Source organism: Pseudonocardia benzenivorans CB1190 (genome assembly GCF_000196675.2).
Lineage (GTDB): Bacteria > Actinomycetota > Actinomycetes > Mycobacteriales > Pseudonocardiaceae > Pseudonocardia > Pseudonocardia benzenivorans.
In genome coordinates, this window is the sequence record NC_015312.1 from 2,573,497 (window position 1) to 2,598,722 (window position 25,226).

Below are 25,226 nucleotides of genomic sequence, written 5' to 3' on the forward strand. Positions count from 1 at the left end.
GCGCCCGCCGGGGTGACCGGCGGGCGCGGGCTCGGGCGGGAGGGCCCGCCGGGGCGTCGTCGCGGGGCGCTCCTCAGGCCGTGACCACCCCCGTGATCTTCGAGACGGTCTCGGGGTCGGCCCGGAACTGGTCGAGCACCTGCCGGATCCGCTGCATCCCCTCGTCACCCGGCGGGTAGGGCCGGTACTCCACCAGCGTCTGCGCCCACTTCTCGGGATCGGAGACGTCGGCGCCGCGCAGCGCCGAGGCGAGATCCTGCGACGAGGCCCCGTTGACCGACGTCCGTGCGTTCTCGCTCGACGCGGCGACGTCCGCGCCCGGGTGGTCGCTGCCGGCGCGCGAGCCGCCTGCGCAGCCGGCGAGCACGCCCGTCGTCAGCGCCGCGGCAAGTGCCGCGGCCGCGACCGTGCGGACGGGCCTGCTGCTCGTTCCCATGTGACCTCCTCGTTGCTGCGGTGGAGGCCGCGTACCCCGAACGGACCGGTTCAGTGCACCCGACGATCAGGCGGGGTCGTCGTGCGGGCGGACGCCGCCGTAGGTCTGCCACGTCGGGGAGATGAGCCAGCCCGCGTCGACGGGGATCGTCACGCCCGTGATCGCCGACGACTCCGGGCCCGCCAGGAAGACGACGGTGTTCGCGACCTCGGCCGGCTCGATCATCCGGCCCATCGCGGTCGCGTTCGTGATCGCCGTCGCGTCCCGTTCGCCGGTCTCGAGGAGGCGCTTCACCAGCGGTGTCAACGTGTAGCCGGGGGCCACGCCGTTGACCCTCACCCCGGCGCGGCCCCACTCGCCCGCGAGGTTCTCCGTCATCCGCACGACCGCGGCCTTGCCGATGCCGTAGGAGTGCAGCGGGGTGGAGCGCAGGCCCGTGATCGACGAGATCGTGACCACAGAACCCTTGCGCCGCTTGACCATCGGCGCGCCGAAGGCGACGGCCGCCGACCAGGTGCCGCGCACGTCGACGCGCATGACCTCGTCCCACGTCTCGGTCGCGAGCTCCTCGGCCGGCACGGGCAGGTGCGTGATCCCGGCGGCGGTGACGACGATCGAGACCGGCCCGACCTCCTCCTCGATGCGGGCGGCCGCCGCCCGCACCTCGCCGTCCTGGGTGACGTCGAGCGCCACCGCGACGTGGTTCGTGCCCGCGAGGCGGCCCACCGCCTCCTTCGCCCCGGCCTCGTCGATGTCGGTCACGACGACGCGGGCGCCGCGTTGCGCGAGCAGCTCCGCACACGCGAAACCGATGCCGCTCGCGCCACCGGTCACGACCGCGATCTCACCGTCGAGCGTCACGTTTCTCCTCCAGTTGAGTCGACCGACCAGTCGGTAGAACCGATGCTGGCAGGTGGCGGTCGGCCGGGCAACCCCCCGGGCGCGTGCCCGGCGCGGTCGTGCGGGCGGGCGTCAGTTCCCGACGCCGAGCGCCGACATGAACGCGCTCGGGTAGCGGTCGCCGCGGGCCGACCCGGCGGGGACGACGGCCTCGATCGTGGCGAGGTCGTCGGCGGTGAGCACGAGGCCGGCGGCCGGCAGCGCCTCGGCCAGCCGCTCACGGGTGCGAGCACCGACCAGTGGCACCACGTCGGGGCCCTGCGCCGCGACCCACGCGATCGCGAGCTGCGCCACGGTGCAGCCCCTGGCGTCGGCAACCCGGCGCAGCGCGTCGACCAGACCGAGGTTGTGCTGCAGGTTCGCCCCGGAGAAGCGCGGCCCGTGGGCGCGGGAGTCCCCCGGTCCGGCGCCCGTGAAGTGGCCGGAGAGCAGGCCACGGGTGAGCACGCCGTACGCGGTGAGGCCGATGCCCAGTTCGCGCAGGGTCGGCAGCACCTCGGCCTCGACGGCGCGGGAGAGCAGCGAGTACTCGATCTGCAGGTCGGAGACGGGGTGCACGGCGTGCGCCCGGCGGATCGTCGCGGTGCCGACCTCCGAGAGCCCGAGGTGGCGGACGTGGCCCGCCTCGATCATCTCCTTGATCGCGCCGACGGTGTCCTCGATCGGGACCGCGGGGTCGAGCCGGGCCGGGCGGTAGATGTCGACGTGGTCGACGCCGAGCCGGGTCAGCGAGTAGGCGAGGAAGTTCTTCACCGCGGCGGGACGGCAGTCCTGCGTCAACGGCGGCAGCCCCGGGCCGCCCATCCCGCCGAACTTCACCGACACCACGTAGTCATCGCGACGCCGGCCACGCAGGGCCTCGCCGAGGAGCATCTCGTTGTGCCCCATGCCGTAGAAGTCGCCGGTGTCGATCAGTGTGACGCCCGTGTCGAGTGCTGCGTGCACCGTCGCGACGGACTCGGTGCGATCGGCCGGGCCGTACGCCCCGGACATGCTCATGGCGCCGAGGCCGATGGCGGAGACGACGGGGCCGGTGCGGCCGAGGGTTCGTGTCTGCATGCGGCCACCCTGCGCCCGTGACCGGCCGCGTGACAGCGAGCGTCGATCGTGGGAGCGCCGCTCCCTGGCCAGGCCGCGGGTACGCGCGGAGGATGAGGGCATGCAGCGCGCCCAGCTCGCCGACTTCCTGCGCCGTCGTCGCGAGGCGATCCGCCCGGCCGAGGTCGGCATCGCCGCGGGGCAGCGGCGGCGCGCCCGCGGCCTGCGCCGCGAGGAGGTGGCGATGCTCGCGGGGATGTCGGTCGACTACGTCGTCCGGCTCGAGCAGGGCCGCAGCAGCAGGCCGTCACCGCAGCTGCTCGGTGCGCTCGCCCGGGCCCTGCGGCTCTCCGACGACGAGCGCGCGCACCTGTTCCACCTGGCCGGTCAGCCACCGCCGCCCGCGGACGGCACGGCCCGCCTCGCCCGCGCGGGCCTCGTCCGCATGCTCGACCTGCTGGTGGACACCCCGGCCATGGTGATCTCCGACCTGGGCGAGGTGCTCGCCCAGAACCGGGCCTCGCTGCTGCTGGCCGGGGACCTCACGCGCTTCACCGGCGACGAGCGCTACCTCATCGTGCGCTGGTTCACCGACGCCGCGATCCGCGAGGGCCATCCGCCCGACGAGCGCGACCACCAGTCCCGGGCGCTGGTCGCCGACCTGCGGGCGGTCGCCGGGCGCCGGTCGGGCGATCCCGTGGTCGATGGCCTCGTCGAGCGGCTGCGCGCGGCCAGCGCCGACTTCCGCACGCTGTGGGACGACCACGAGGTCGCCGTGCGTCGGATGGACCGCAAGACCCTGCAGCACCCGCGCGTCGGCAGCATGCGGATGGACTGTGAGACCCTGCTGACCCCCGACCTGGGCCAGGAGCTGGTGGTCCTCACCCCGGCCGACGCCGAGACCCGTGAGCGGTGGGAGCTGCTGCGGGTGCTCGGCGTCGAGGAGTTCGCGGTGGGCACGGACGCCCCCGCCCGGTGACCCGGCTCGGGCGCGGGCGGGGTGTCGCACCGCGCGGCGACCTCGGATCAGCGCGTCCAGGCGTGGTCGCGGACGAACGGCAGCCGCGCCCACTGCTCGGCCAGCCCCCAGAACCGGCCGGCGTTCGTGGCGGCGACGGCGATCAGCGCCAGTGCGTAGATCACGTGGTAGTCGACGATCGGGTTCGACGAGCCGCTCGGCGTGCCGTCGGCGGCGACCTGCGCGAGCGGGAACTCGGCCAGCCACATCAGCGCCAGCACGACGGTGCCGGCCACGGCCGCGGGGCGCAGCGCCACCCCGAGCAGCAGCGCGAGCCCGATGCCCGCCATCGAGAGCATGAACAGCCAGTCGGCCCACCAGGTCCCGGCCCACGAGTGGAACATCGTCTGCAGCGGGCCGACGTCGACCGAGCCGAGGAACCCCTTCGTCGGCGAGCCCCCGTGGATCCAGGCCCTGGCCCCGCCGGTGGCGTAGCCGAGGCCGAACGTCTTGTCCAGGAACGCCCACAGGAACACCAGGCCGAGCCCGATCCGCAACGCCGTGAGGGCGATCGCGCCCTGCGGGCGGCCGGTGCCGGCCGCGGGCGTGGTGGGGTGGCCCGTGCGTGCGGCCGGGACGGTCGGCTCCGCTCCGCGGTAGCCGTGGCTGACGGTCATCGTGACCCTCTCCTCGATCTCGGGTTGCCCGTCGAGCATGGGCCGCGGCGGCCGGATCGGGCTGCGTCGCAACGACCCGAGCCGTCCGCGGCCGAGGTCACACGCGGGTCGGGACCAACGACCCGGCCCTCGTCGCCGGAGGTCCCGGTACCGTCGGCGGCGCCGCGGCCGGCAGGGGAGCGCGGCGGGGCACCCGCGCGGAACCGGAGGCTAGGCCCGTGGACGACTCGTCCGACGACGCCCATACGGGCCCCACCGAGCCGGCGCTGACGTTTCCCGACCTGCCGCGGCTGGAGCTCGACCAGCTGCTGCGCCAGCTCGTCGACCGGGCGGGCGAGGTCATGGCTGCGCAGGGGCGGCTGCGCGGGCTGCTCAGGGCGAACCAGTCGATCGTCGTCGACCTCGCGCTGCCCGGTGTACTGCGCCGGATCGTCGAGGCCGCCCGCGACCTGCTCGACGCGCGCTACGCCGCGCTCGGCGTCCTCGCTGCCGACGGGGTCGGGCTGGCCGAGTTCGTCCACACCGGAATGGACGACGTGACGGTCGAGCGCATCGGGGACCTGCCGGTGGGCCGCGGGCTGCTCGGCGCCGTGATCGACGAGGGCAAGCCGATCCGCCTGCGCCACATCACCGGCGACCCGCGGTCGTCCGGCTTCCCGCCGGGGCACCCGGAGATGGAGAGCTTCCTCGGGGTGCCGATCCGCATCCGCGAGGAGGTCTTCGGCAATCTCTACCTCGCCGAGAGCGCCCACGGCGAGTTCACCGCCGAGGACGAGGAGCTGCTGACGGCGCTGGCCGCGACAGCGGCCGTCGCGATCGACAACGCCCGGCTCTTCCACGCGACGACCGTCCGGGGCGAGTGGATGGCCGCGACGGCGGCGGTCACCCGGCAGATGCTCGGCGCGTCCGGGGAGCGCCCGCTGCGGCTCATCGTCGAGCGGAGCCGCCAGCTCGCCGACGCCGACCTCGCGATCCTCGTGCGGCCCGACGACAGCGAGCCGGGCATGCTGCGCGTCGACATCGCAGACGCCCGGCCGGGTCTCGAGGACGCCGTGCAGCGGGTGCGGTCGATGCGGTTCCCGCTGGAGGGGTCGGTGTCGGGTGCGGTGCTCACCTCGTCGTCGGCGCTGCGGCTGACGTCGCCCGACGAGGGCCCGGGCGCGACCCCGGTGCTGGGCCGGGGTCTCCTCGCCGCCGGGCCGATGCTCGTGGTGCCGCTGGTGGGGATGTCGACGACCGACGGCGTGCTGACCGTCGTGCGGCTGGAGGGGGAGCCGGAGTTCCGGGAGGCGGACCTGGAGCTGGTCGCGGGCTTCGCGAACCAGGCCGCCGTCGCCCTGGAGCTCGCCGAGGCGCGGGCCGAGCGGGAGCGGCTGCGGGTGGCCGAGGAGCGCGAGCGGATCGCCGCCGACCTGCACGACCACGTCATCCAGCGGCTGTTCGGCGCCGGGCTGTCGCTGCAGAGCGTCGCGGGCCGGGTCGAGGACCCCGAGCAGGCCGAGCGGCTGCGCGGTGTCGTCGGCGACCTCGACGAGACCATCGCCCAGATCCGCACGACGATCTTCGCCCTGCAGCAGCCCGAGCACGCGGGCGGCGTGCGCGCGATGATCCTTCAGGTCGTCGACGAGGCGACCGAGGTCCTCGGGTTCGGCCCGGCGCTGCGGTTCACCGGGCCCGCCGACACGCTCGCGAGCGACGAGGACCTCGCCGACGACATGACCGCCGTGCTCCGCGAGGCGCTGGCCAACGTCGCCAAGCACGCCGCGGCGAAGCACTGCGACGTGGACGTCGTCGTGGACGCGGCGACGGCCACCGTCGAGATCGTGGTGGCCGACGACGGCCGCGGCCCGGGCGTGGGTGGGCGGCGCAGCGGACTCGCGAACCTGCGGCGTCGCGCCGAACGCCGCGGCGGCTCGTTCGCGCTCGCACCCGGCGAGTCCGGGGGCAGCAGGCTGAGCTGGTCGGTGCCGCTGCCCTGATGCGACGGCCGTGAGGCGACCGCCGGTCGTCCTGCGGCGTCAGGCGCGGCGCGGGTCGCCGCCGGCCTCCTTGACCAGACGGTCGCCCACCTGCAGGTCCTTCCACAGGGAGCGACCCACGCGGACACGGGTCGTCGTCCCGTCCGCCAGGCGCACCTCGAGGCGCCGGTAGAGGTTCGAGCCGTCGAGCAGCGCTCGGCCCTTCCGTACGACCGTTCCACTCCAGGCGTCCTGCCCAGCCATGTTCTCCCCCTCGAACCGCCGGTCCGTCCGTACACGCAGCTTACGGGCCCGGCTGATCGCCGCCGCCGGATCGCGGGCACCCAACCCGGCCGACGCCCTCGCCCAGGTGAGGTTCCTCGACCGACACGGCTTCAGCGGGCCGGACGCGGTGCTCGCCGCGATCGCCGTCGCCGAACTGGGACCCGACCACGGGTTCGAGGTCGGACTCACCGCGCTCGTCCGCGGGCCGGCTCCGGGCCCGCCGCAGGGGGCAGGCGATCCGGTCCCTCCGCGGACGCCGACGACCGGGCCGCGACGAGCGGCGGTCGATGACCCCGGGCGAGGCAGCGCGGCGCGGACGACGACCTGCCGCCCGAACCTGCCGCCCGAACCCGCGGGTCGGGCCGATCCGCCCCGGCTGCCCCGGATGCCGGGCGGCGACGCTCAGAACAGCACGGCGGACAGCGAGCGGCGCGGCGTCTCGGGGACCGGGCCGCCGTGCGCCGGGGGGCGTCCGATGCGCAGCAGCAGCTGCGGATGGCCTGTCGTCCCCGCCGTGTACTGCACGCGGCTGCGCGTCGAGGACAGCTCGAGCGCCTGGCTGAGCGGGCACGACGCGTACCCGGCCGCGGCGGCCGCGAGCAGGACCGCGCTCACCGCCTCGCCCGCCCTCAGCCGGTCGATCCGGTCGTCGCCGGGCGTCGTGACGACGAACAGCGTTCCCGCGTCCGGGCCGAACGACGCCCGCTGCGGCAGGGTGCCGCTCGGGAAGCGGTTGCGATGGGGGCTGCCGGTGCCGGGCCCGTCCGCCGGGATCGACGTGCGCGGCACACCGTCACGGGCCCCCGCGTAGCGGTGCGTCCACACCACGAGCTCGCCCACGTAGCCGGGGCGGTGCGGCTGGTCGAGCGCGGCGTCGTCGATCGCCCGCAGGATCCGCTCCCTGGCCGGTCCCTCGACCGCGACGATGTCCGCGCCGAGCGCCCGCGCCCGCCGGGTGAGCCCGCCGACCAGCGTCGGCGACGCACCTGCGTCGTAGGGGCGCCGGTCGCAGCGGCGGCGGTCGATCTGGGCGTAGAGGCTCGCGTCGGCGGAGGGGGCGTGCCCGTCGACGACGTGGACCGTCGCGAGGTGGTCGCGTCGCTCCGGATCGGGCAGCCGCGTCGTCGCCGTGTTCGCGCCGACGCCGGCGAGCGCGACCCGGAGGTGGTGCAGCGCGGCGCCGCAGCTGACGAGCATGTCCCGCCCGTCGGGGTCGGTCGCGATGAGCCGGCGGCCCGGGTCGGCGTGCAGCTCGACCCGCCCGGGGGCGACGTGCCAGCGCCATGGCTGGGTGTTGTGGATCGACGGGGCGCGGACGGCCCGGCGGACGGCCTCCTCGAGGGTGCTGATGTCGATTCCGTGGCCGGCGCGGGTCATCGCGAGCTCCCTTCCCCAGGCGTCGAGCCTGGTCGTGTCCGGTGGTCGGCGGCAAGGGCCCGACGGGTGGCGGTCGCGGGACGTCCGGCGGCCCGCGAGGGGGCGAAGGTCCCGCCGGTCCGGCCGAGCCGCCCGGGTGCCGGCACGTGGTCAGCGCCGGCCGAGGACGGCGGAGATCACGTCGGTGGCGGTCACGATTCCGACGAGCTCGGTACGGTCCTCGACGAGCACCGCGTCGCAGCCGGTGTCGTGCATCGCGCGCGCGGCGGCCGAGAGCCGGTCGTCGGGCCGGAGCACGACCGCGGTGCGCGCGACGTCGTGGACCCGCAGCGGGGCGATGCCGAGCGGGCCGCGCGCGGCGACGATCCCGCGCAGCAGTTCGACCTCGGTGACGACGCGCGCATGGTCGATGCCCTCGACGACGGGCAGGTGTCGGACGTTGCGGGTGACCATGAGCTGCAACGCGATCCGCAGCGACGCGTCGGGGACGATGCAGACGACGTGCGGGGACATCACCGTCCGCAGGGTCGGGTCGTCGTCGGCGGCCTCGGGGCGGGCGGCGTGCTGCGGCGCGGTCATGGGTGACCTCCACGGGTCGGGGGCGACGGGGTCGCCGCGGTCGCGGCCGGAGCGCCGCTCCCCGATGGTCGGTGCCGCGCCGGTGCCCGCGTACCGGCCGGGGGCCACCACCGCGCCGGGCCGAAGGACCCGCTCCCCGGGACCCGACGGCACCCGACGGCTCCGGCTCGACGGCTCCGGCTCGACGGCTCCGGCTCGACGGGACCGCCGACGGAACCCGGCGCGGGACCGGCGGGGCCCACCCGAGCCGCTCACGGCGTTGACGTCGCGCCGCGAATAGGTTTTTCTATGAAACCATGAGTGTCGACGCAGCCACGGGCCCCGCCGGGATTCTCGTCGAGGCCGAGGAGTTCGACGATCTCGGCGGCTGGGCGGTGGACTCGCAGTTCGAGCTGCAGATGGGGTCGCCCTACCTGCTGGCGCACGGGCTCGGCAGACCCGTCGCGGACGCGTCGACGACCGTCGCCGTTCCCGAGGCCGGGACCTACCGGGTGTGGGTGCGGGCCAAGGACTGGGTGCCCGCGCACCACCCCGGCCGGTTCACCCTCGCGGTCGGCGGCACCGTCCTCGACACCGTCCTCGGCGCGAACGGCCGGGACTGGTCGTGGCAGGACGCGGGGACGGTCGACCTCGCCGTGGGCCCGGTGCGGCTCGTCCTGCACGACCTCACGGGTTTCGACGGCCGCTGCGACGCGATCTACCTCGCCCCGGTCGGGGGCCCGGGGGACGTGGCCCCGCCCGAGGGGGCCGACGAGACCGCCCGCGCCTGGCGGCGGAGGCTGCGCGGTCTGCCCGAGGAGCCGGTCGAGGCCGGCGAGTTCGACCTGGTCGTCGTCGGCGGCGGGGTCACGGGCGCGGCCGCGACCGTGTCGGCGGCCCGGCTGGGACTGCGTGTGGCGTTGCTGCACGACCGCCCCCACCTGGGCGGGAACGCGAGCGTCGAGGTGGGGCTGAACCCGCGCGGCGAGCGCGGCCCGGTGATCGACGAGCTGTCCGCGCGCACCCCCGACGGCGACCTGCACGCCCTGCGCGTGATCGAGGCCGAGCCGACGGCGTCGGTGTTCCTGCAGCACACCGTCTACGCGGTCGCCTCCGACGGCGATCCCGCCACCCCGCGGATCGTCTCCGTCGACGCCCGCGACGCCCGCACCGGTACCGAGCGCCGCTTCCGGGCGCCGCTGTTCGTCGACTGCACCGGGACCGCGGCGCTGGGCCTGCACGTCGGCGCGCGGACGCGCTTCGGCCGCGAGTCGGTGGCGGAGTTCGGTGAGGGCCTCGCCCCCGAACGGGCCGACGACGTGCACCACGGCAACACGGTCTTCTTCCGCACCCGGATGGCCGACGGGTCCGTCGAGTTCCCGGACGTGCCGTGGGCCGTGGAGGTCGCCAAGGACTTCGCCGACCTCAACGGGCAGCTGCGCGAGCCCGGCGTCGAGAACGGAGAGGGTCCCGTCGCGCGGCGCCCGGGGGAGGTGCCGGACCCGACGATCCGGCGCCGGATGCTGTTCCCCGCCACCCACTTCTGGGAGTACGGCCAGTACCTCGACCCGTACACCGAGGGCGAGCACATCCGCGACCACCTGCTGCGCGCCGTCTACGGCACGTTCTCCAACGTGAAGACCGTCGAGCCGGCCACGTACGCCGCCCTCGAGCTGGAGTGGGTGGCGTTCGTGGCGGCGCGGGGGGAGTACCGGCGCTACGTCGGCGACCACACGCTGACCGAGGACGACATCCGCTCCCACGTCGACTTCCCCGACGCCGTCGTGCAGAACTCCGGCGCGTTCTGCCTGCACTACCCGCGCGACGAGAAGTACGACTTCCGGCTCGAGGACTGGAAGTGGGACGAGCGCGACGAGCGGCCCTACGACGTCCCGTTCCGCTGCCTGTACTCGGTGAACGTGCCGAACCTGATGATGGCGGGCAAGCACATCAGCGTCACCCACGTCGCCGGGTCGAACACCAAGTTCATGGGCAACGGCGGGCAGCACGCGATGGCGACCGCCGCCGCGGCGTTCCTGTGCCGGAAGTACGGGACCACCCCGCGCGGGATCCACGACGCGCACCTCGACGAGCTCAAGGCGCTGACGAACGACGTCGTCAACGCGAAGCTGCCGCCGGCGAGCACGCAGGAACAGAGCTGATCCACATCGAACCCATAGGGAACGCACAGGTCGGCGGTCGAGTCTGGGGTCCTGTGACCTGCCTGCACGCCCCGCTCACCCGCACCGCCCCGTGACCGCTCCCGGACCCGCCCCCGACCGGTCCCGGCTGCTGCGCCGCCTCGCCCTGCTGTGCGTCGTCGCAGGCGTCGTCGCGACCGGCTTCCTGGTCCCCCTCGGCGTCGGCATCGACGACCTCTCCTACCAGGTCCCGACGGTGTCGGGCGGACCCGACATCGACCCGGCGAAGGTACCGCTCGCGACGACGGTGCAGGACCGCAACGGCGCGACGATCGCGACGCTCTACGCGCAGTACCGCACGCCCGTGAGCTACGCGCAGATCGCGCCCACGATGACCGCGGCGATCCTCGCCGTCGAGGACCGGCGCTTCTTCGACGAGTCCGCGCTCGACCCGACGTCGATCGCGCGGGCCGTCGTGAACAACGCCTCGGGCGGCGACCTGCAGGGCGCCTCCACGATCACCCAGCAGTACGTGAAGAACTACCTGATCGACGTCGTCGACCGCGACGACCCGGCCGAGCAGGCCGCCGACCGGGCGGACACGGTGGGGCGCAAGGTCCGGGAGGCCGAGATCGCGGTGCAGGTCTCGCACGCGATGTCCAAGCAGGACGTGCTCGCCGGGTACCTGGACCTCGTCGAGTTCTCCGGCAGCGTCTACGGCGTCGCGACCGCGGCGCAGGCCTACTTCGGCACCACCGCGTCGGCGCTGACGGTGCCGCAGGCCGCCCTGCTCGCCGGCATGGTCAACAACCCGACGCTCGACAACCCCTACACCCATCCGCAGCAGGCGCTCGCCCGGCGCAACGTGGTGATCGATGCGATGGTGCAGGACGGGTCGCTCGACGCGGCGGCCGGCGCGACCGCCAAGGCGGCGCCGCTGGGGGTGCTGGCGAACGGCCCGGTCGTGCCCGGCAGCACGTGCATGTCCGCCCGGCCCGACGCCGGGTTCTTCTGCGCCTACGCCGTCAGCTACCTCGAACAGGCCGGGTTCACCGACGACCAGCTCGCGACGGGCGGCTACACCATCCGCACGACGCTGGACCCCGCGGCGAGCCAGGCGATCAAGGACGCCGTGGACGCCGACGTGCCGACGACGCAGAACGGTGTCGCCAACACGTTCGCCCTGGTCCAGCCCGGCGCGACGGGCCACCAGGTGCTGGCGATGGTGGCCAACCGCAACTACGGCACGGACGCGGGGGCGGGGGAGACGGCGACGAACATCGTCGCCGACCCGAGCAACGTCTTCGGCGCCGGCTCGTCGTTCAAGATCTTCACGACGGCCGCGGCGCTCGAGGCCGGCACCGTCGGGTTCGACAGCGCGCTGCCCGACCCGAGCTCCGCGTGCTTCCCGGTCCCGGGCTCGCGCACCTGCTACCCGGTGCACAACGACGGCGCCGGCTACCCGGACCCGATCAGCCTGCAGGACGCGCTCGCGACGTCGCCGAACGTCGCGTTCGTCGGGCTGGAGGAGAAGACCGGGCTGCCGGCCGTGATCGCGATGGCCCAGAAGCTCGGCCTGCGCACCACGCTCGCGTCCAACGACGTCGGCCGCCCGCCGATCACCGATCCGGCCGACCCGCTGTCGAAGAACCCGCAGTACGACCAGCCGCAGTCGCAGTACTACCAGGGCAAGCCGTCGTTCACCCTGGGCGACAGCCCGGTGAGCACGCTCGAGATGGCCAACGTGTCGGCGACGATCCTGTCCGGCGGGGTCTGGTGCCCGCCGACGCCGATCCTGTCGGTCACCGACCGCACGGGTGCGCAGGTGCCGGTGAACCAGCAGCCGTGCGCGCAGGTCGTCCCGCCGGGGCTGGCCCACACCCTTGCCGCCGGGCTCAGCCGCGACACCACGATCGGCACCTCCGCGGCGGCGGCGAGTGCCGCGGGCTGGACCCACCCCGGCATCGGCAAGACGGGTACGACGAACGCGAGCGAGTCGGTCGCGTTCGTCGGCGGGGTCGACGACTACGCCGCCGCGTCGATGGTCTTCGCCGACGGCCCGCACCCGCAGGAGGTCTGCCCGGGCACACCGGTGCACCTCGGGCAGTGCGGCAGCGGCGCGTTCGGCGGCACCGTCGCGGCGCCGCCGTACTTCGCGGCCATGAAGGCGATCCTGGGCGGGCAGCCCGACGTGCCCGTCCCGCCGCCGGACCCGGCGTACCTCGAACCGCGCGACGGCTCGTCGACGGTGCACGCCCCGAACTGAACCGGCCGCGGCCGCCGCCCACCAGCAGATCGAGGCCGGCGCGAACATCGGCCGCGTCGCGCCGACGGTCGGGTAGCGGCCGTGGCCGCCGGGCGGGTCAGCGCGCCGGCACCGCCGCGAGGAAGGCGTCGACGCGGTCCGCCACGTCGGCCGGCCGTTCGAGGTGCATGCAGTGACTCGATCCGGGGCCCGTGACCAGCTGGTACTCGGCTCCCGGGATCGCGTCGGCCACCGCCTTCGCCTGCCACGGCGGGGTCAGCAGGTCCTGCTCGCCCACGACGACGAGCGTCGGCGCCGTGATCGCGTCGAGCCGGTCGAGCGTGTCGTGCGCGAGGTCGGCGTCCCACTGCTCGACGGTGACCTGCATCTGCGCCTCGTTCTGCGGGAAGCCCGGCAGTAGCGCCTCGAGCAGCTGCGGGAGGTTCGGGTCGTCGAGGGCCTGCGGGGAGAACGCGATGCCGGCGGCGGCCAGCGCGGACTCCATGTCCCGGTGCACGTAGGGCAGTCGTAGCGCGGTCAGCACCGAGCGCTGGAAGCCGTCGGCGCGGGCCCAGGTGGCGTAGAGCCCGGCGGAGGCGACCAGGTCGGGACGGGCCAGTGCGAGCTCCTGCACGACGGCGGAGCCCAGTGACCAGCCGAGGGTGTCCGCCCTCGGGATGTCGAGCGCCTCGAGCAGGGCGGCCGCGTCCTCGGCCAGCGAGGCGACGGTGATCGGGCCCTCGCCGCGGTCGCTGCCGCCCAGCCCGCGGTTGTCGAACGCGATCACCCGGTGTCGCTCCGCCAGCCGCGCGACGAGCTCGCCCCACAGCGGGAGCGACCCCGACGTGCCCATGACCAGCAGCAGCGGGTCTCCCGAACCGCTGATCTCGTAGTTGAGGGTGACACGGGTACGGACGGCCTGCGTCGGCACGTGTTCTCCTGTCTGTGCGGTGGTCGGGGTCGGGGGATCAGCGGTACTCGAGGCCGTCGTCGAGGTCGGCGGCGGGCATCGTCTCCCGCTCCTGCGCGTACTCCTTCAGGTGCGTCCACGGCTCCCGGTCGCCGCGGCGGAACATCCGGTCCCGCCCGCGCATGACGTAGCCGGAGCTGAAGTTGTCCTCGTCGATCCAGGGCAGCAGCGGCATGTCCGCGTCCTGCGGGCGCAGCGCGGGCACGACGGTCCGCGCTCCGCGTTCGCGCATGTGCGCGTCGAGCCGCTCGACGAAGTCCTCCACGAGGTCCACCCGCAGGGTCCAGCTGTGGCGCAGGTAGCCGAACGTGTAGACCATGTTCGGGACGCCGCTGATCATCAGCCCGCGCCAGGTGACGCGCTCGGTGAAGTCGACGGGCTCGCCGTCGACGCGGAACGGGATGTCGCCGAACACCGACAGGTCGAACCCGGTCGCGGAGACGACGACGTCGGCCTCCAGCACCTCCCCGGAGGCGACCTTCACCCCCTTCTCGGTGAACTCCTCGATGGTGTCGGTGACGATCGAGACCGCGCCGTCGCGCATCGCGGCGAACATGTCGCCGTCGGGCACCATCACCAGCCGCTGCTGCCACGGCCGGTAGCGCGGGGTGAAGTGCTTCTCGACGTCGGTGCCCTCCGGCAGGTGCGGGAGCATCTCGGCCATCAGGAACGCGTGCAGGTCGGCCGGTGCCTCCGTCCCCAGCCGGGCGATCTCGTCGAGCTGCGCGGTGTACTGGCGCCGCATGATCTCGTAGGTCCACTCCGGCGGCACGTCCAGCGCCTCGAGCTGCGCGGCGAGCTCGTGGGTGGTCGGCGGGGCGAAGTAGTACGACGGCGAGCGCTGCAGCATCGTGACGTGCGCGGCCTTCTCGGCGATCGCAGGGACGAGCGTCGTGGCCGTCGACCCCGAGCCGATGACGACCACCCGCTTGCCGGTGAGGTCGAGGTCGTCGGGCCAGCTCTGGGGGTGGACGAGGACACCCTCGTAACGGTCGAGCCCCGGCCACTGCGGCCGGTGCGGCGTGTCGTGGTCGTAGTAGCCCTGGCACATCCGCAGGAAGCCCGCGGTGAACCGCAGCCGTTCGCCCGTGTCCGCGCGGGTGACGTGCACGGTCCACGCCGCGTCGGCCGACGACCACTCCACCCCGGTGACACGGTGTCCGTAGCGGATCCGCGACGCCAGGTCGTCCTCCTCGATCACCTCGTCGAGGTAGTCCAGGATCGCCCCGCCGGCGGCGATCGACGGCCCGCGCCACGGCTTGTGCCGGTAGCCGTAGGTGAACAGGTCGCTGTCGGACCGGACGCCGGGGAACCGATGGGTCCACCACGTCCCGCCGCGGTCGTCCTTCGCCTCCAGAACGATGAACGTCCGGTCGGGGTACGAAGTGCGCATCCGGTGCGCCGCACCGATTCCGGACACCCCGGCGCCGACGATCAGCACGTCGACGTGCCCTTCGTCCCGGACGTCGGGTTCGGCGGTGCTGCTCTGCTCGGTCGGCACGGTCGTCGTCATCTCGGCCCTTCCGGTCGGCGCTGACCCGGGAACTCCGGCGCTACGACCGTAAGCGGATCCGGCGTCGGCGGGCGTGTCCGGAAGTCGGACACGTCAAGGGGTTGACGCGCGGGCATGATGTGAGGACGCGCACATCGGGGGTGCTGCATGCGGGATGCCCTGGCCGACATCAGGATGCTCACGTCCGCACGGGCGGGGTTCCTCGCCAGGGCCGCCCCCCACCTGCCGGGGTCCCACGGCAGGTCGTGGCGTCGTGGCGGCGCAGCGTCGAGAGCGGGGTCGACCCCGGTGAGCTGGTCAGCGACTACGACCCGGGCCTGGACTTCGGCTCGCGGCTGGTCCACTGCGCGCGCCCGGTGATCGAACAGCTCGCCGACCAGATCGCCGACATCCCGGTCTGCGTCGCCCTCACCGACGACCGCGCGCGGCTGCTCGTGCGCCGGGACACGACCCCGTGGGTCGGCAGGCTCGCCGACGACAACTACTTCGCGGCGGGCTTCGACTACGCCGAGGGCCGGGTCGGTACGAACGGCGTGGGCACGGTGCTGGAGTCGGGGGAGTCGCTGCACGTCGTCGGGGCCGAGCACTTCGTCGAGCGACTGCAGCCCTACGCGTGCGCGGGCGCACCCGTGCGCGACCCGGTGACCGGCCGGATCGAGGGGGTGCTCGACATCAGCTGCGAGACCCGGTACTCCTCGCCGGTCCTGCACTCCCTGGTGCGCACGGCCGCCGCGCGGATCCAGGACAACCTGCTGAGCGACCGGGACGAGGCCCAGCGCGTGCTGTTCGAGACCTACTCCCGCCTCGACGCCCGCAGCCGGCACGCGGTCCTGGCCGTGGGGACCCGGGCCGTCGTCGCGAACGCGGCGATGCAGACCCTGCTCGATCCCCACGACCTGCAGGCGCTGCAGGACCACATGCGGTTCGTGATGCGCCGCGCGAGGTCGTTCGACGACGTGGTGTCGCTGCCGAGCGGGGCCCAGGTGCGGCTGCGCGCCCGGGTCGTCGAGCTGGGGGCCGACGTCGCGGGACTCGTCGGGACGGTGGCGCTCGTCCGGGAGGTCGACGGGCCCGCGGCGGTGGGGTCGGTGGCGGCGCGCCTCGACGGGACGCCCCCGGGCGACGGCCGGTCCCCGGCGTGGCGGACGGCTCGGGACGGCGTGGCGGACGCGCTGCGGGCCGGCCGGGCGCTGCTCGTCGTCGGGGAACCGGGGAGCGGGCGGACCCGGCTGCTCACCGACCTCGCCGGACGGCGGAGCGGGCCGGGTGCGGACGTCGTGGCGGCCGCGGACGTCACGGCCCGACCCGCCGGGGCCCTCGCCCGGATCCGGTCGCTGGACGGGGGCACCCTGCTCGTGCTGCGCGACGTGGACGCGCTGACGCCCGCCGCACTCGGGATCCTCGACGAGGTCGTCGCCGACCTGCTCGCCGCCGGCCGCCCCGTCGCCGCCACCGCCGCGACCCCGCCGCGCCACGACGGGCTGCTCGCCCGGTTCCGCAGCTCGGTCACCGTGCCGCCGCTGCGTGCCCGCGTCGTCGACCTGCCCGAGCTGGTCGCGACGATCCTCGGCGAGCTCGCCCCGCACCGGGAGGTCGGCGTGTCCGCGGAGGCGATGCGCACGCTCGCCCGGCACGGCTGGCCCGGCAACGTCGCGGAGCTGCGCGCGGCGCTTGCGGCGGCGCTGGACCGCCGGCCCGTCGGGACCATCGAGGTGGCCGACCTGCCCGGCTCGTGCCAGAGCATGCCGCGCAGCGCGTTGCGGGCCGTCGACCGGGTCGAGCGCGACGCCATCGTCGACGCCCTGCGCGCCGTCGGCGGCAACCGGGTCGCCGCGGCCGCCGCGCTCGGTCTCGCCCGCTCGACGCTCTACCGCAAGATCCGCCAGTACGGCATCACCGGGTGACGCGGCCGCCCGGCGTCCGTGCCGCGGTCGTGTCGGCGGTGGCTGCGGCGCGGCGGCGGGGCGGCGGCGGGGCGGCGGCGGGGTCAGGCCTCCCACTGGTGCAGTGTCGAGAGCAGGACGGCGTTGACCGCCATGACGGCGGCCAGCACGATCGCCGGCACGAGCGCGCCCGTCACGCCCAGCAGCACCGCCGCCAGCGCGAACACACCCAGCTCCACGGGGATGCGGGCGGGCGTCGGCAGCCGCCGCGCGGAGCGCGGCGCGCACCACAGCGCCCACACGGCGATCGCCGCCGCGGGCAGCAGGACCGCTGCGACGACCGCGCCGGCACCGTCGAACAGCCGGGCGCCCGCGTAGCCGAGCGCGACGAAGGCGCAGAGCTCGAGCAGGAACTTGAGTGCGAGGTTCGCGGCGCGCATGGGTCTGGTCTCCGGTCGGCGGGCGGCCCGGGTCGGCAGCCGGCCGGGCGAATGGGTACGACCATCGTGGCCCCACGGCCGCCGAACCCGGTCACGCGGCCGACCGCGGCCGCGTGCCGTCTCAGCAGACATCGAGGACGTTCACAGCGACGTCTTCCTTTCGCCGCGTACCACGGACGACGAGGGCAACCGATCCCGATCCCGAGGTGCGTCATGCAGAACCGTCCCGACGACGACGAGGCCCGGACCGACCGGCCGCAGCCCGACGACCGGCCACAGCCCGGCGACCAGGCCCGACCCGACGACCACGCCCGACCCGGCGCCGCGTCCCGGTCCGGCCGGCCGCGCCGCCGGTCGCGGGCCGTCGCCGCCGCGGCGGCCGCGGCGGCGGCCGTCCTGGGTGCGGGGGCCGTCACGGCCGGTGTCGTGGGCACCGGTGCGGTGACGACCGTCGCGTCCGGCACGGCGCAAGCCGCGCGGCACGTCGCCCTGCCGCCCGGCGCCGGGGACGACGGCTCGGGGACGGGCGGCCCGACCCGCGCCGCGACGGCCCAGGAGGAGGTCGGCGTCGTCGACATCGACACCGTCCTCGACTACGGCACCGGGCGCGCCGCGGGTACCGGCCTGGTGCTGACCGCCGACGGCGAGGTTCTCACCAACAACCACGTCGTCGCGGACGCCACGTCGATCACCGTCACCGTGGTCGGGACGGGCGCGAGCTACCGGGCGTCGGTCGTCGGCACCGACGCCACCGACGACGTCGCCGTGCTCCGGCTCGCCGACGCCTCCGGCCTCACGCCCGCGGTCCTGGCGAGTTCGGCCCAGCAGGCCGCCGTCGCGCCCGGTACGGCCGTGACCGCGGTCGGCAACGCGGGCGGCGTCGGCGGGACGCCCAGCGCCGCGCCGGGAACCGTGCTCGCGCTCGACCAGGCCATCACGGCGGGCGACGAGTCGGGCGGCGACTCCGAGCAGCTCACGGGCATGATCGAGGTCGACGCGGCGATCGAGGCGGGCGACTCCGGCGGCCCGCTCTACGCCGGCGGCGCGGTCGTCGGGATCGACACGGCGGCGTCGTCGGCCTCGTCCGGGCCGTCGTTCCGGACCGCGGCGCTGCCGGGCTCGTCGTCGGGCACCGTCGGCTTCGCCATCCCGATCGGGACGGCACTCGACATCGCCCAGCAGATCACCTCCGGTGAGCAGAGCGACGCGATCACCCAGGGCACCCCGGCGTTCCTCGGGGTCGAGCTGGCGCAGGGCGCGGGCGGTGTGGCCGACCCGGCAGCCGAGGGCGCCGTCGTCTCGGGCGTCGTGCCGGGCGGGCCCGCCGCCGCGGCGGGGCTGGCGGCGGGCGACGTCGTCACGTCCGTCGGCGCGACGCCGGTCGACGGCCCCGACGCGCTCTCGGCGGCACTGGCCGCGCACCGGCCCGGCGACCACGTGGAGATCGGCTGGTCGGACGCGTCGGGGAGCGCGCGGACGGCGACCGTGACGCTCGCCGCGGGCCCCGCGGCCTGACCCGCGCTCCGCCACGAACGGGTGACCTGGCACGCCGGATCCGGGTTCCGCCGCGTTGTCCGGGTACGGGGCCTCCACAGGGGGGCCAGTCGGAGGCCCCGGACGGAGGACGGTCCCGGGCCGCGCATCGCCCTTCTCGCGCGGTACCGGCGGGAGCGTTCCGGCCCGGGACCGGTCCTCCGTCGCCGGCCCCGGAGCGGGCCGCCCGGGGCGAGCCGACACGGCCGCCACCGCCACGCCCCGCGGCAGCGCATCCACCGCCGCCCGCTGCGCGGCTAACGATCGCGGAGGCCCGACCGAGACCGTGTCGGGGCGGCCCCGAACGGTGGTGCGCCCGGCGGACCACGGCGCGAGGAGACCCCGGGAGCGTGGAGAACGTCGGCGAGGCGCTGCAGAGCCTCCTCGCGGTCACCCTCGTGGCCGCCGTCGCCCCGCTGCTGCTCGGGCTGCTCCCGCGGCTGCGGGTCCCGCAGGTCGTGCTGCTGCTCGCGGGCGGGATCGTCGTCGGGCCCGCGGTGCTGGGCTGGGCCGACCCGACGGCGATCGAGCCGCTGGCCGACCTGGGGCTCGGCTTCGTGTTCCTGCTCGCCGGCTACGAGATCGACCAGCGGCTGTACCGACAGGACGCGGGCCGCCGGGCGCTGGTGGCCTGGTTCGTCTCGTTGCTGCTCGCGCTCGGGGTCATCGGGCTGCTGGCCTGGGCGGGTCTGGTCCGGGCGTTCGTGCCCGTCGCGCTGGCGATGACGACGACCGCGCTCGGCACGCTCGTGCCGATCCTGCGCGAGAACGACATGCTGCGCGGCCGGCTCGGCGGCTACCTGATGGCGGGCGGGGCTGCGGGCGAGCTGCTGCCGATCCTCGCGATCGCGGTCTTCCTCGGCATCGGCAACCGCTTCGTCGCGCTGCTCTCGCTGGCCGCGGTCGTCGTTCTCGCCGTGCTGCTCGGCGTCGCGGCGCGGGTGCTGCGCCCCGGTGGGCGGCTCGACGACATCATCAGCGAGCGCCAGCACGAGACCAGCCAGATCACGCTGCGGTTCACCGTGCTGCTGCTCGTCCTGCTGCTGGCCGTCACCGAACGGTTCCACCTCGACGCGGTGCTCGGCGCGTTCGTGGCGGGCATGGTGCTGCGCCGGTGGGCCGGGCGGAACGCGCGCGTGCTGGAGGAGAAGCTCGACGTCGCCGGGCACGGGTTCCTCATCCCGATCTTCTTCGTCTACTCCGGCATGACCATCGACGTGCGGGCGATCGCGGCGGCGCCGCTGCGGCTCCTGCTGTTCTTCGGGCTGATGATCCTCATCCGGGGGCTGCCCGCGCTGCTGGTCTACCTGCGGGTGCTGTCGTTGCGCGAACGGGTCCAGACGGTGCTCGTGACGGCGACCGCGCTCCCGCTGGTCGTCGCCCTGACCCAGATCGGGCTGCGCAACGGCACGATGCTGCCCGAGAACGGGGCAGCACTCGTCGGCGCCGCCGTGCTGACGGTGCTCGTGCTGCCGACCGTCGCGGTCGCGATCACCAGACCCGGCCCCGACACCGGGCGCGACGTCGTCGCGCGGCGTCCCGACGAGGTCGCGGGCTGACCCGGCGCGTCTGCGAGAGTGGGGCGGTGAGCAACAGCCGGCCGGCCGACGACCGCCCCGGTGCCCGTGCGCGGCACCGCCCCGGTGGGGGAGCGCGATGACCGCGCCCGCCACCCCGCACCGGGTGACGACCGAGCGTCGCGGGCACGTGCTGCTCGTCCGGATGGAGCGGCCGGCCAAGCGCAACGCCGTCGACGCCGCGATGACGGCCGCCCTCGACGCCGCGCTCAACGACCTGGAGGACGACCCCGACCTGTGGTGCGGGGTCCTCTCCGGCGGGCCCGGGATGTTCTGCGCCGGTACCGACCTCGCCGGGGGCGCGGGCGAGCCGACACCGCGCGGCGGCAACTACGGCGTCGTCCGGCGGGTGCGGTCGACACCGCTGGTCGCGGCCGTCGAGGGCATCGCCTACGGCGGCGGGTTCGAGATCGTGCTCGCCTGCGACGTCGTCGTGGCCGGGAGGTCGGCGCGGTTCGCGCTGCCCGAGGTGGCGCGCGGCCTCGTCGCCAACTGCGGGGCGCTGTTCCGGGCCCCGCGGCCGCTGCCGCTGACCGTCGCCAAGCAGATGCTGCTGACGGGGCAGCCGATCGGGGCACAGCGCGCCTTCGACCTCGGCCTGGTCTCCGAGCTCGTCGACGACGGCGCCGCCGAGGACGCCGCGGTCGCACTCGCCGAGCAGATCTGTGCCAACTCCCCGGTCGCGGTGCGGGCGACGCTGCGCGCGGTCGATGCCGTCGCCGGGCTCCCCGACGAACGCGGCTGGACCGCGACGGCCGTCGCCGGCGTCGCGATCGCCGACTCCGCCGACCGGGCCGAGGGGATCGCCGCGTTCCTGGAGAAGCGCCCGCCGCGCTGGACCGGCCGCTGACCCGGTTCGTCGCAGCGAGTACGGCCGCGGGGACCGCGCCCGCCCGGCGGGTCAGCGGGCCGCCCCGGCGGGCGTGCCGCCGAAGCCGAATACGCGACCCAGCCCGGCTGCCGCGGCGACGAGTCCGCGGCCGAACCCCGTGTGCTCCGTGTGTTCCTTGTGCTCCTTGCGCTCCCGGCGCTCCTCGCGCACCGGCTGCGCCTGCGGGTCGGACTCGGGGTCCGGGCCGTAGAGCGCGCCGTAGTAGTCGTAGCCGATGCCGAACCCGTAGCAGTCCATCGCGGCGAGTGCCGCGAACGCCTCGATCCCGCGGGGCGTGCGGCGGGGCCCGGTGGTGGTCCCGGTTTCGTCGGTGGTGGTCTCGGTGGCCTCGACGGTGCTGGTGCTCATGTCGTCCTCCTGGTGTCGGGCGGGGCGTCCGGTCCGGGCCGTCGCTCCGATGCCTCCGACACTGCCCCCGCCTCGGGCCTCCACCCGTCGGCCCGCCGGTCGACGCGACGGACGATCCCCGTGTCCCCCGATCGACCGACGCGGTCACGCCGGACCGGTGCGGTCACGGACGGATCGGTGCGGACGACGGGTGGCAGGGGAGCGGCGCAGCGGGCCCGGCTTCGGCGCGGCTCCGATCATCGCGTGGGTTCGCGCACGTCGCGGGCTCGGACGCCAGGCCGGGCGCGGCGCAACCCGGCGCAACGCGGCGCGTCATCGGGACGCAATGCGCGCTTCCTAGCTTTCGCTCGTCATCGAGGAGCACCGGGAGGCCCGCCCGTGAAAGTCGCCGACAACCCGCAGATGGAGGACTACTCGCTGCGGTACACGCCGAGCTCGTTCCGCAGCTGGTCGCCGTGGATGGTCTTCCTGTCGTGCCTGGTCGGGCTGTCGGCGATGGCCGGCTACGCGCTCGACGCGGCCTTCGTCAACGAGTTCGGGTTCACGAACTCCGTGTGGGGCTTCGTGATCGCGAGCGCCGTGACGTTGCCGCTGACGATCGTCATCGCGTTCGCGATCGCCCGCAAGCACATCGACATCGACCTGCTCACCCGCGGCTCCGGCTTCGGCTACCTGGGCTCGACGGTGACGTCGTTGGTCTACGCGACGTACACGCTGATCTTCCTCGCCTACGAGGGCGCGATCATGGCCCAGGCCGTCACGGCGCTGACCGGGCTGGACATCCACTGGTCCTACGTCGTCGTCGCGGCCGTGATGATCCCGCTGACGCTCTACGGGATGAGCTTCAGCTCGAAGTTCCAGGCCTGGACCTGGCCGCTGTGGGTGGCGCTCATCGGGATCGCCGTCGTCACCGCCGCCACCGCGCCCGACGCCGGTGCCCACATGGTGAACCCGCAGCCGCAGGGCGGCGCCGCGTCGGTGGTCGGGCTCAGCTTCGTCGCGGTGTTCGTCATCGCGGCGGCGAACCTCTCGCTGGCGACGCAGGTGGGGGAGCAGGGGGACTACCTGCGGCTGATGCCCGACCCCCGGCCCGGGAAGCGGGGTCGCTGGCGCGCCGCGGTGATCATGGGCGGCCCCGGCTTCGCGTTCTTCGCCCTCGTGATCTTCTTCGCCTCGACGCTGCTCGTCGGGTACGCCGACACCCAGGCGTCCGCCGACCAGGTCGCACTCCCGGTCGACCTGTTCACCACCGTGTACCAGCGGCTCACCGGTAACCACACCGTCGCGCTCGTGCTCGCCGGGGTCCTCGTGCTGCTGTCCCAGGTGAAGATCAACATCATGAACACCTACAGCGGCTCGCTGTCGTGGTCGAACTTCTTCTCCCGCGTCCTGCACCGCCACCCCGGCCGCGCGGTGTGGGTGGTCTTCCAGGTCGCGCTGTCACTGGTGCTGATGGAGCTGGACATCTTCGACCACATCGTCACGGTGCTCGGCGTGTACGCCAACGTCGGCATCGCCTGGATCGGCGCCATGGTCGCCGACCTGGTGATCGTCACACGCTGGCTGCGGATCGGCCCGCGGCACGTCGAGTTCCGCCGTGCGCACATGTTCAACGTCAACCCCGTCGGCTTCGGGTCGATGGTGATCGCGGCGGTGTTCTCGCTCGTCGCCTACTTCGGTGCCATGGGCTCGACGATGGCCGCGCTCGCCCCGTTCGTCTCCCTCGTGCTCGCGCTGGTGCTGGCGCCGGTGCTCGCGGTGCTCACCAAGGGCCGCTTCTACGAGGCGCGGACCAGCGAGTTCCCCGAGGGCGCCACCGACGCGACGTGCGTGCGGTGCGCGGGCACCTACGAGCTGGTGGACATGGCGACCTGCCCGTTCCACCAGGGCGCCATCTGCTCGCTGTGCTGCTCCACCGAGGGGTCCTGCCACGACTCCTGCAAACCGAACGCCTGGCTGCCGGGCCGGACCACCGACCTCGGTCTGCCCGCGGCCAGGCCCGCCGTCCCGACCGCCGCGATCGTCACGGAGGCGACACCATGACCGGCGCACTGCTCGTCGTCGACCTCCAGAACGGCTTCTGCCGGCCGGAGGGCTCCGTGCCGCGGGTCGGGCTGGGCCTCGCCGGCGTGGACGCGGCCGTCGCCCACGCCGCGACCGCCGTGCACGCGGCGCGCGAGGCCGGCACGCCGGTCGTCTTCACCCGGCACCTCTACCGCCCTGGACGCGCCGACGAGGGACGTAACCTGCGCCGCGACGGCGCCCTCGCGGCCCTCGACGGACTGCTGCTCGGCACCTGGGACGCCCAGGTCGTCGACGACCTCGGCTGGACGCCCGCCGACCTCACCGTCGACAAGTGCCGGTTCGACGCGTTCCTGTGGACCTCGCTCGACCCGCTGCTGCGCGGTCTGGGTGTCGACGAGCTGGCCGTGTGCGGCGTCGTCACGAACATCTGCGTGGAGTCGACGGTCCGGGCCGCGTTCATGCGCGACTACCGCGTGACCCTGCTCGCCGACGCCTGCGCCGCCGCCACCCCACGGCTGCACGAGGCGGGCGTCGAGGTCATGGGCGAGTGCGGGTTCGCGACGGTCCGCACCGTCGCAGAGCACGTCGCCGGTGCCGTGCCCGCCGTGACGGGCGCATGAGCAACGTGTCGGTGATGTCCGCGCCACCCGGGCGCAACGGCGCGTTCCTATCGTCGGGTGCTGTGAGCATGCCGGTTCCGCGACGACGACCGGGTGTCCGTCGCGGCGAGGACGTCCGGCGGCTGCGCGACCTGTTGCGCGCCGCGCTGCTCGCCCACCGGTTCCCCGAGGGTGCGCTGCCCTCCGAGACCGACCTGATGTCGGCGTACGGCGCCACCCGCGCGGCCGTGCGGGAGGCGCTGGCGATGCTGCGCTCGGAAGGGCTGATCGAGCGGCTCCCGGGCGTCGGTACCCACGTGATGGCCGACCCGCCGCGCACCGAGATGGACGAGGCCCTCGGCGTCACCCGCGGGCCGATGTACGCCGTCACGACACCGCCGCGGGTGCTGGACCGGTCGACGGTGCCCGCGCCGGTCACGCTGGCCGAGGCCCTGGGCGTCGAGCCGGGCACGCCCGTGCTGCGCCTGGAGTACGTCGCGATGACCGAGGGCCTGCCCAGCGCCGTCGCGACCAACTACGTCGTCCACCCGGAGGCGCAGCGGCTGCTCGCCACGTCGTTCCACGGGCACTGGTACCAGCTCATGGCCGACGCGGGCGTGGTGTTGGGGGAGTCGGAGTTCGTCATCGACTGCGTGCCCGCCGACGCCGGCACCGCCGAGCTGCTCGGGCTCGCGGCCGGGCCCCGCTGCTCGCGGTGGAGCAGACGATCACCGACCCCGGCGGGCGCGTGATCGACGTGGCGTTCCTGCGCATCCGCCCGGACCGGTTCCGGTTCGTCTGCCGGGCCACCGCGTCCGGCCTGCTCTGACCATCGCCCCTGCCTGCCCTGACGGTCGACCCCTGTCCTTGCCG

22 protein-coding genes are annotated in these 25,226 nt (G+C 74.6%); 11 read left to right on the forward strand and 11 right to left on the reverse strand.

The window, feature by feature from the left end; genetic code table 11:
• Nucleotides 1-73: 73 nt before the first annotated feature.
• From PSED_RS12275 to PSED_RS12285, 3 genes are all read right to left on the reverse strand, one after another.
• Nucleotides 74-436, reverse strand: a complete 363-nt coding sequence (locus PSED_RS12275) for a hypothetical protein (protein WP_013674557.1) — start codon at nt 434-436, stop codon at nt 74-76.
• A 66-nt stretch (nt 437-502) separates the two neighbouring features.
• On the reverse strand, nt 503-1,297 hold the full coding sequence (locus tag PSED_RS12280; protein ID WP_013674558.1) for an SDR family NAD(P)-dependent oxidoreductase: 795 nt from the start codon (nt 1,295-1,297) through the stop codon (nt 503-505).
• Nucleotides 1,298-1,408: 111 nt separating this feature from the next.
• The gene (locus PSED_RS12285; protein WP_013674559.1) at nt 1,409-2,395 is read right to left on the reverse strand and encodes an aldo/keto reductase; all 987 of its coding nucleotides are present in this window, start codon (nt 2,393-2,395) and stop codon (nt 1,409-1,411) included.
• A gap of 100 nt (nt 2,396-2,495) precedes the next feature.
• Between PSED_RS12285 and PSED_RS12290 the strand changes: the two genes are divergently transcribed.
• Nucleotides 2,496-3,353, forward strand: a complete 858-nt coding sequence (locus tag PSED_RS12290) for a helix-turn-helix transcriptional regulator (protein WP_013674560.1) — start codon at nt 2,496-2,498, stop codon at nt 3,351-3,353.
• Nucleotides 3,354-3,400: 47 nt separating this feature from the next.
• Here PSED_RS12290 and PSED_RS12295 read toward each other — a convergent pair whose 3' ends face one another.
• Nucleotides 3,401-4,009, reverse strand: a complete 609-nt coding sequence (locus PSED_RS12295; protein WP_013674561.1) for a DoxX family membrane protein — start codon at nt 4,007-4,009, stop codon at nt 3,401-3,403.
• Nucleotides 4,010-4,227: 218 nt separating this feature from the next.
• Here PSED_RS12295 and PSED_RS12300 point away from each other — a divergent pair, with 218 nt between their 5' ends.
• Complete coding sequence (locus PSED_RS12300; RefSeq protein WP_013674562.1) at nt 4,228-5,988, forward strand: sensor histidine kinase; 1,761 nt, start codon at nt 4,228-4,230, stop codon at nt 5,986-5,988.
• 39 nt (nt 5,989-6,027) lie between these two features.
• On the opposite strand, the gene PSED_RS12305 is transcribed toward PSED_RS12300, so the two are convergent.
• The 3 genes from PSED_RS12305 to PSED_RS12315 form a co-directional block, all read right to left on the reverse strand.
• A complete protein-coding gene (locus tag PSED_RS12305) occupies nt 6,028-6,231 on the reverse strand; it encodes a DUF7489 domain-containing protein (RefSeq protein ID WP_013674563.1) in 204 nt (67 codons plus the stop codon).
• Between the two features lie 423 nt (nt 6,232-6,654).
• Complete coding sequence (locus PSED_RS12310) at nt 6,655-7,629, reverse strand: Acg family FMN-binding oxidoreductase (protein ID WP_013674564.1); 975 nt, start codon at nt 7,627-7,629, stop codon at nt 6,655-6,657.
• A 150-nt stretch (nt 7,630-7,779) separates the two neighbouring features.
• Entirely contained in the window at nt 7,780-8,208 is a 429-nt protein-coding gene (locus tag PSED_RS12315) for a CBS domain-containing protein (RefSeq protein WP_132975411.1), read from the reverse strand.
• Between the two features lie 296 nt (nt 8,209-8,504).
• On the opposite strand from PSED_RS12315, the gene PSED_RS12320 reads away from it, so the two are divergent.
• Together PSED_RS12320 and PSED_RS12325 are read left to right on the forward strand one after the other, a co-directional pair.
• Nucleotides 8,505-10,349 (forward strand): FAD-dependent oxidoreductase, encoded by a 1,845-nt coding sequence (locus PSED_RS12320; RefSeq protein ID WP_013674566.1) that lies wholly within the window; start codon nt 8,505-8,507, stop codon nt 10,347-10,349.
• Nucleotides 10,350-10,440: 91 nt separating this feature from the next.
• Entirely contained in the window at nt 10,441-12,594 is a 2,154-nt protein-coding gene (locus PSED_RS12325; protein WP_013674567.1) for a transglycosylase domain-containing protein, read from the forward strand.
• Nucleotides 12,595-12,691: 97 nt separating this feature from the next.
• Here the strand turns inward: PSED_RS12325 and PSED_RS12330 are convergent, their stop codons facing one another.
• Together PSED_RS12330 and PSED_RS12335 are read right to left on the reverse strand one after the other, a co-directional pair.
• Nucleotides 12,692-13,504, reverse strand: coding sequence for an alpha/beta fold hydrolase (locus PSED_RS12330; protein WP_013674568.1), 813 nt, complete (start codon nt 13,502-13,504; stop codon nt 12,692-12,694).
• A gap of 37 nt (nt 13,505-13,541) precedes the next feature.
• Complete coding sequence (locus tag PSED_RS12335) at nt 13,542-15,056, reverse strand: flavin-containing monooxygenase (RefSeq protein WP_013674569.1); 1,515 nt, start codon at nt 15,054-15,056, stop codon at nt 13,542-13,544.
• 245 nt (nt 15,057-15,301) lie between these two features.
• Here PSED_RS12335 and PSED_RS12340 point away from each other — a divergent pair, with 245 nt between their 5' ends.
• The gene (locus tag PSED_RS12340; protein ID WP_202946369.1) at nt 15,302-16,960 is read left to right on the forward strand and encodes a sigma-54-dependent Fis family transcriptional regulator; all 1,659 of its coding nucleotides are present in this window, start codon (nt 15,302-15,304) and stop codon (nt 16,958-16,960) included.
• 83 nt (nt 16,961-17,043) lie between these two features.
• On the opposite strand, the gene PSED_RS12345 is transcribed toward PSED_RS12340, so the two are convergent.
• On the reverse strand, nt 17,044-17,379 hold the full coding sequence (locus PSED_RS12345) for a YrdB family protein (protein WP_013674571.1): 336 nt from the start codon (nt 17,377-17,379) through the stop codon (nt 17,044-17,046).
• 213 nt (nt 17,380-17,592) lie between these two features.
• Between PSED_RS12345 and PSED_RS12350 the strand changes: the two genes are divergently transcribed.
• The 3 genes from PSED_RS12350 (at nt 17,593) to PSED_RS12360 (ending at nt 21,339) form a co-directional block, all read left to right on the forward strand.
• Nucleotides 17,593-18,894: a S1C family serine protease gene (locus PSED_RS12350; RefSeq protein ID WP_013674572.1), complete on the forward strand. Its 1,302-nt coding sequence runs from the start codon at nt 17,593-17,595 to the stop codon at nt 18,892-18,894.
• Nucleotides 18,895-19,262: 368 nt separating this feature from the next.
• Nucleotides 19,263-20,471: a cation:proton antiporter gene (locus PSED_RS12355; RefSeq protein WP_013674573.1), complete on the forward strand. Its 1,209-nt coding sequence runs from the start codon at nt 19,263-19,265 to the stop codon at nt 20,469-20,471.
• A 97-nt stretch (nt 20,472-20,568) separates the two neighbouring features.
• Complete coding sequence (locus tag PSED_RS12360; RefSeq protein WP_013674574.1) at nt 20,569-21,339, forward strand: enoyl-CoA hydratase-related protein; 771 nt, start codon at nt 20,569-20,571, stop codon at nt 21,337-21,339.
• A 51-nt stretch (nt 21,340-21,390) separates the two neighbouring features.
• On the opposite strand, the gene PSED_RS12365 is transcribed toward PSED_RS12360, so the two are convergent.
• Nucleotides 21,391-21,729, reverse strand: coding sequence for a hypothetical protein (locus PSED_RS12365; RefSeq protein WP_013674575.1), 339 nt, complete (start codon nt 21,727-21,729; stop codon nt 21,391-21,393).
• Nucleotides 21,730-22,107: 378 nt separating this feature from the next.
• Here PSED_RS12365 and PSED_RS12370 point away from each other — a divergent pair, with 378 nt between their 5' ends.
• The 3 genes from PSED_RS12370 (at nt 22,108) to PSED_RS12380 (ending at nt 25,105) form a co-directional block, all read left to right on the forward strand.
• Complete coding sequence (locus tag PSED_RS12370; protein WP_013674576.1) at nt 22,108-23,772, forward strand: purine-cytosine permease family protein; 1,665 nt, start codon at nt 22,108-22,110, stop codon at nt 23,770-23,772.
• A complete protein-coding gene (locus PSED_RS12375; RefSeq protein ID WP_013674577.1) occupies nt 23,769-24,374 on the forward strand; it encodes a cysteine hydrolase family protein in 606 nt (201 codons plus the stop codon). The genes PSED_RS12370 and PSED_RS12375 overlap by 4 nt, the downstream gene beginning before the upstream one ends.
• A 68-nt stretch (nt 24,375-24,442) precedes the next feature.
• Nucleotides 24,443-25,105, forward strand: coding sequence for a GntR family transcriptional regulator (locus tag PSED_RS12380; RefSeq protein ID WP_233899449.1), 663 nt, complete (start codon nt 24,443-24,445; stop codon nt 25,103-25,105).
• Nucleotides 25,106-25,226 lie beyond the last annotated feature (121 nt).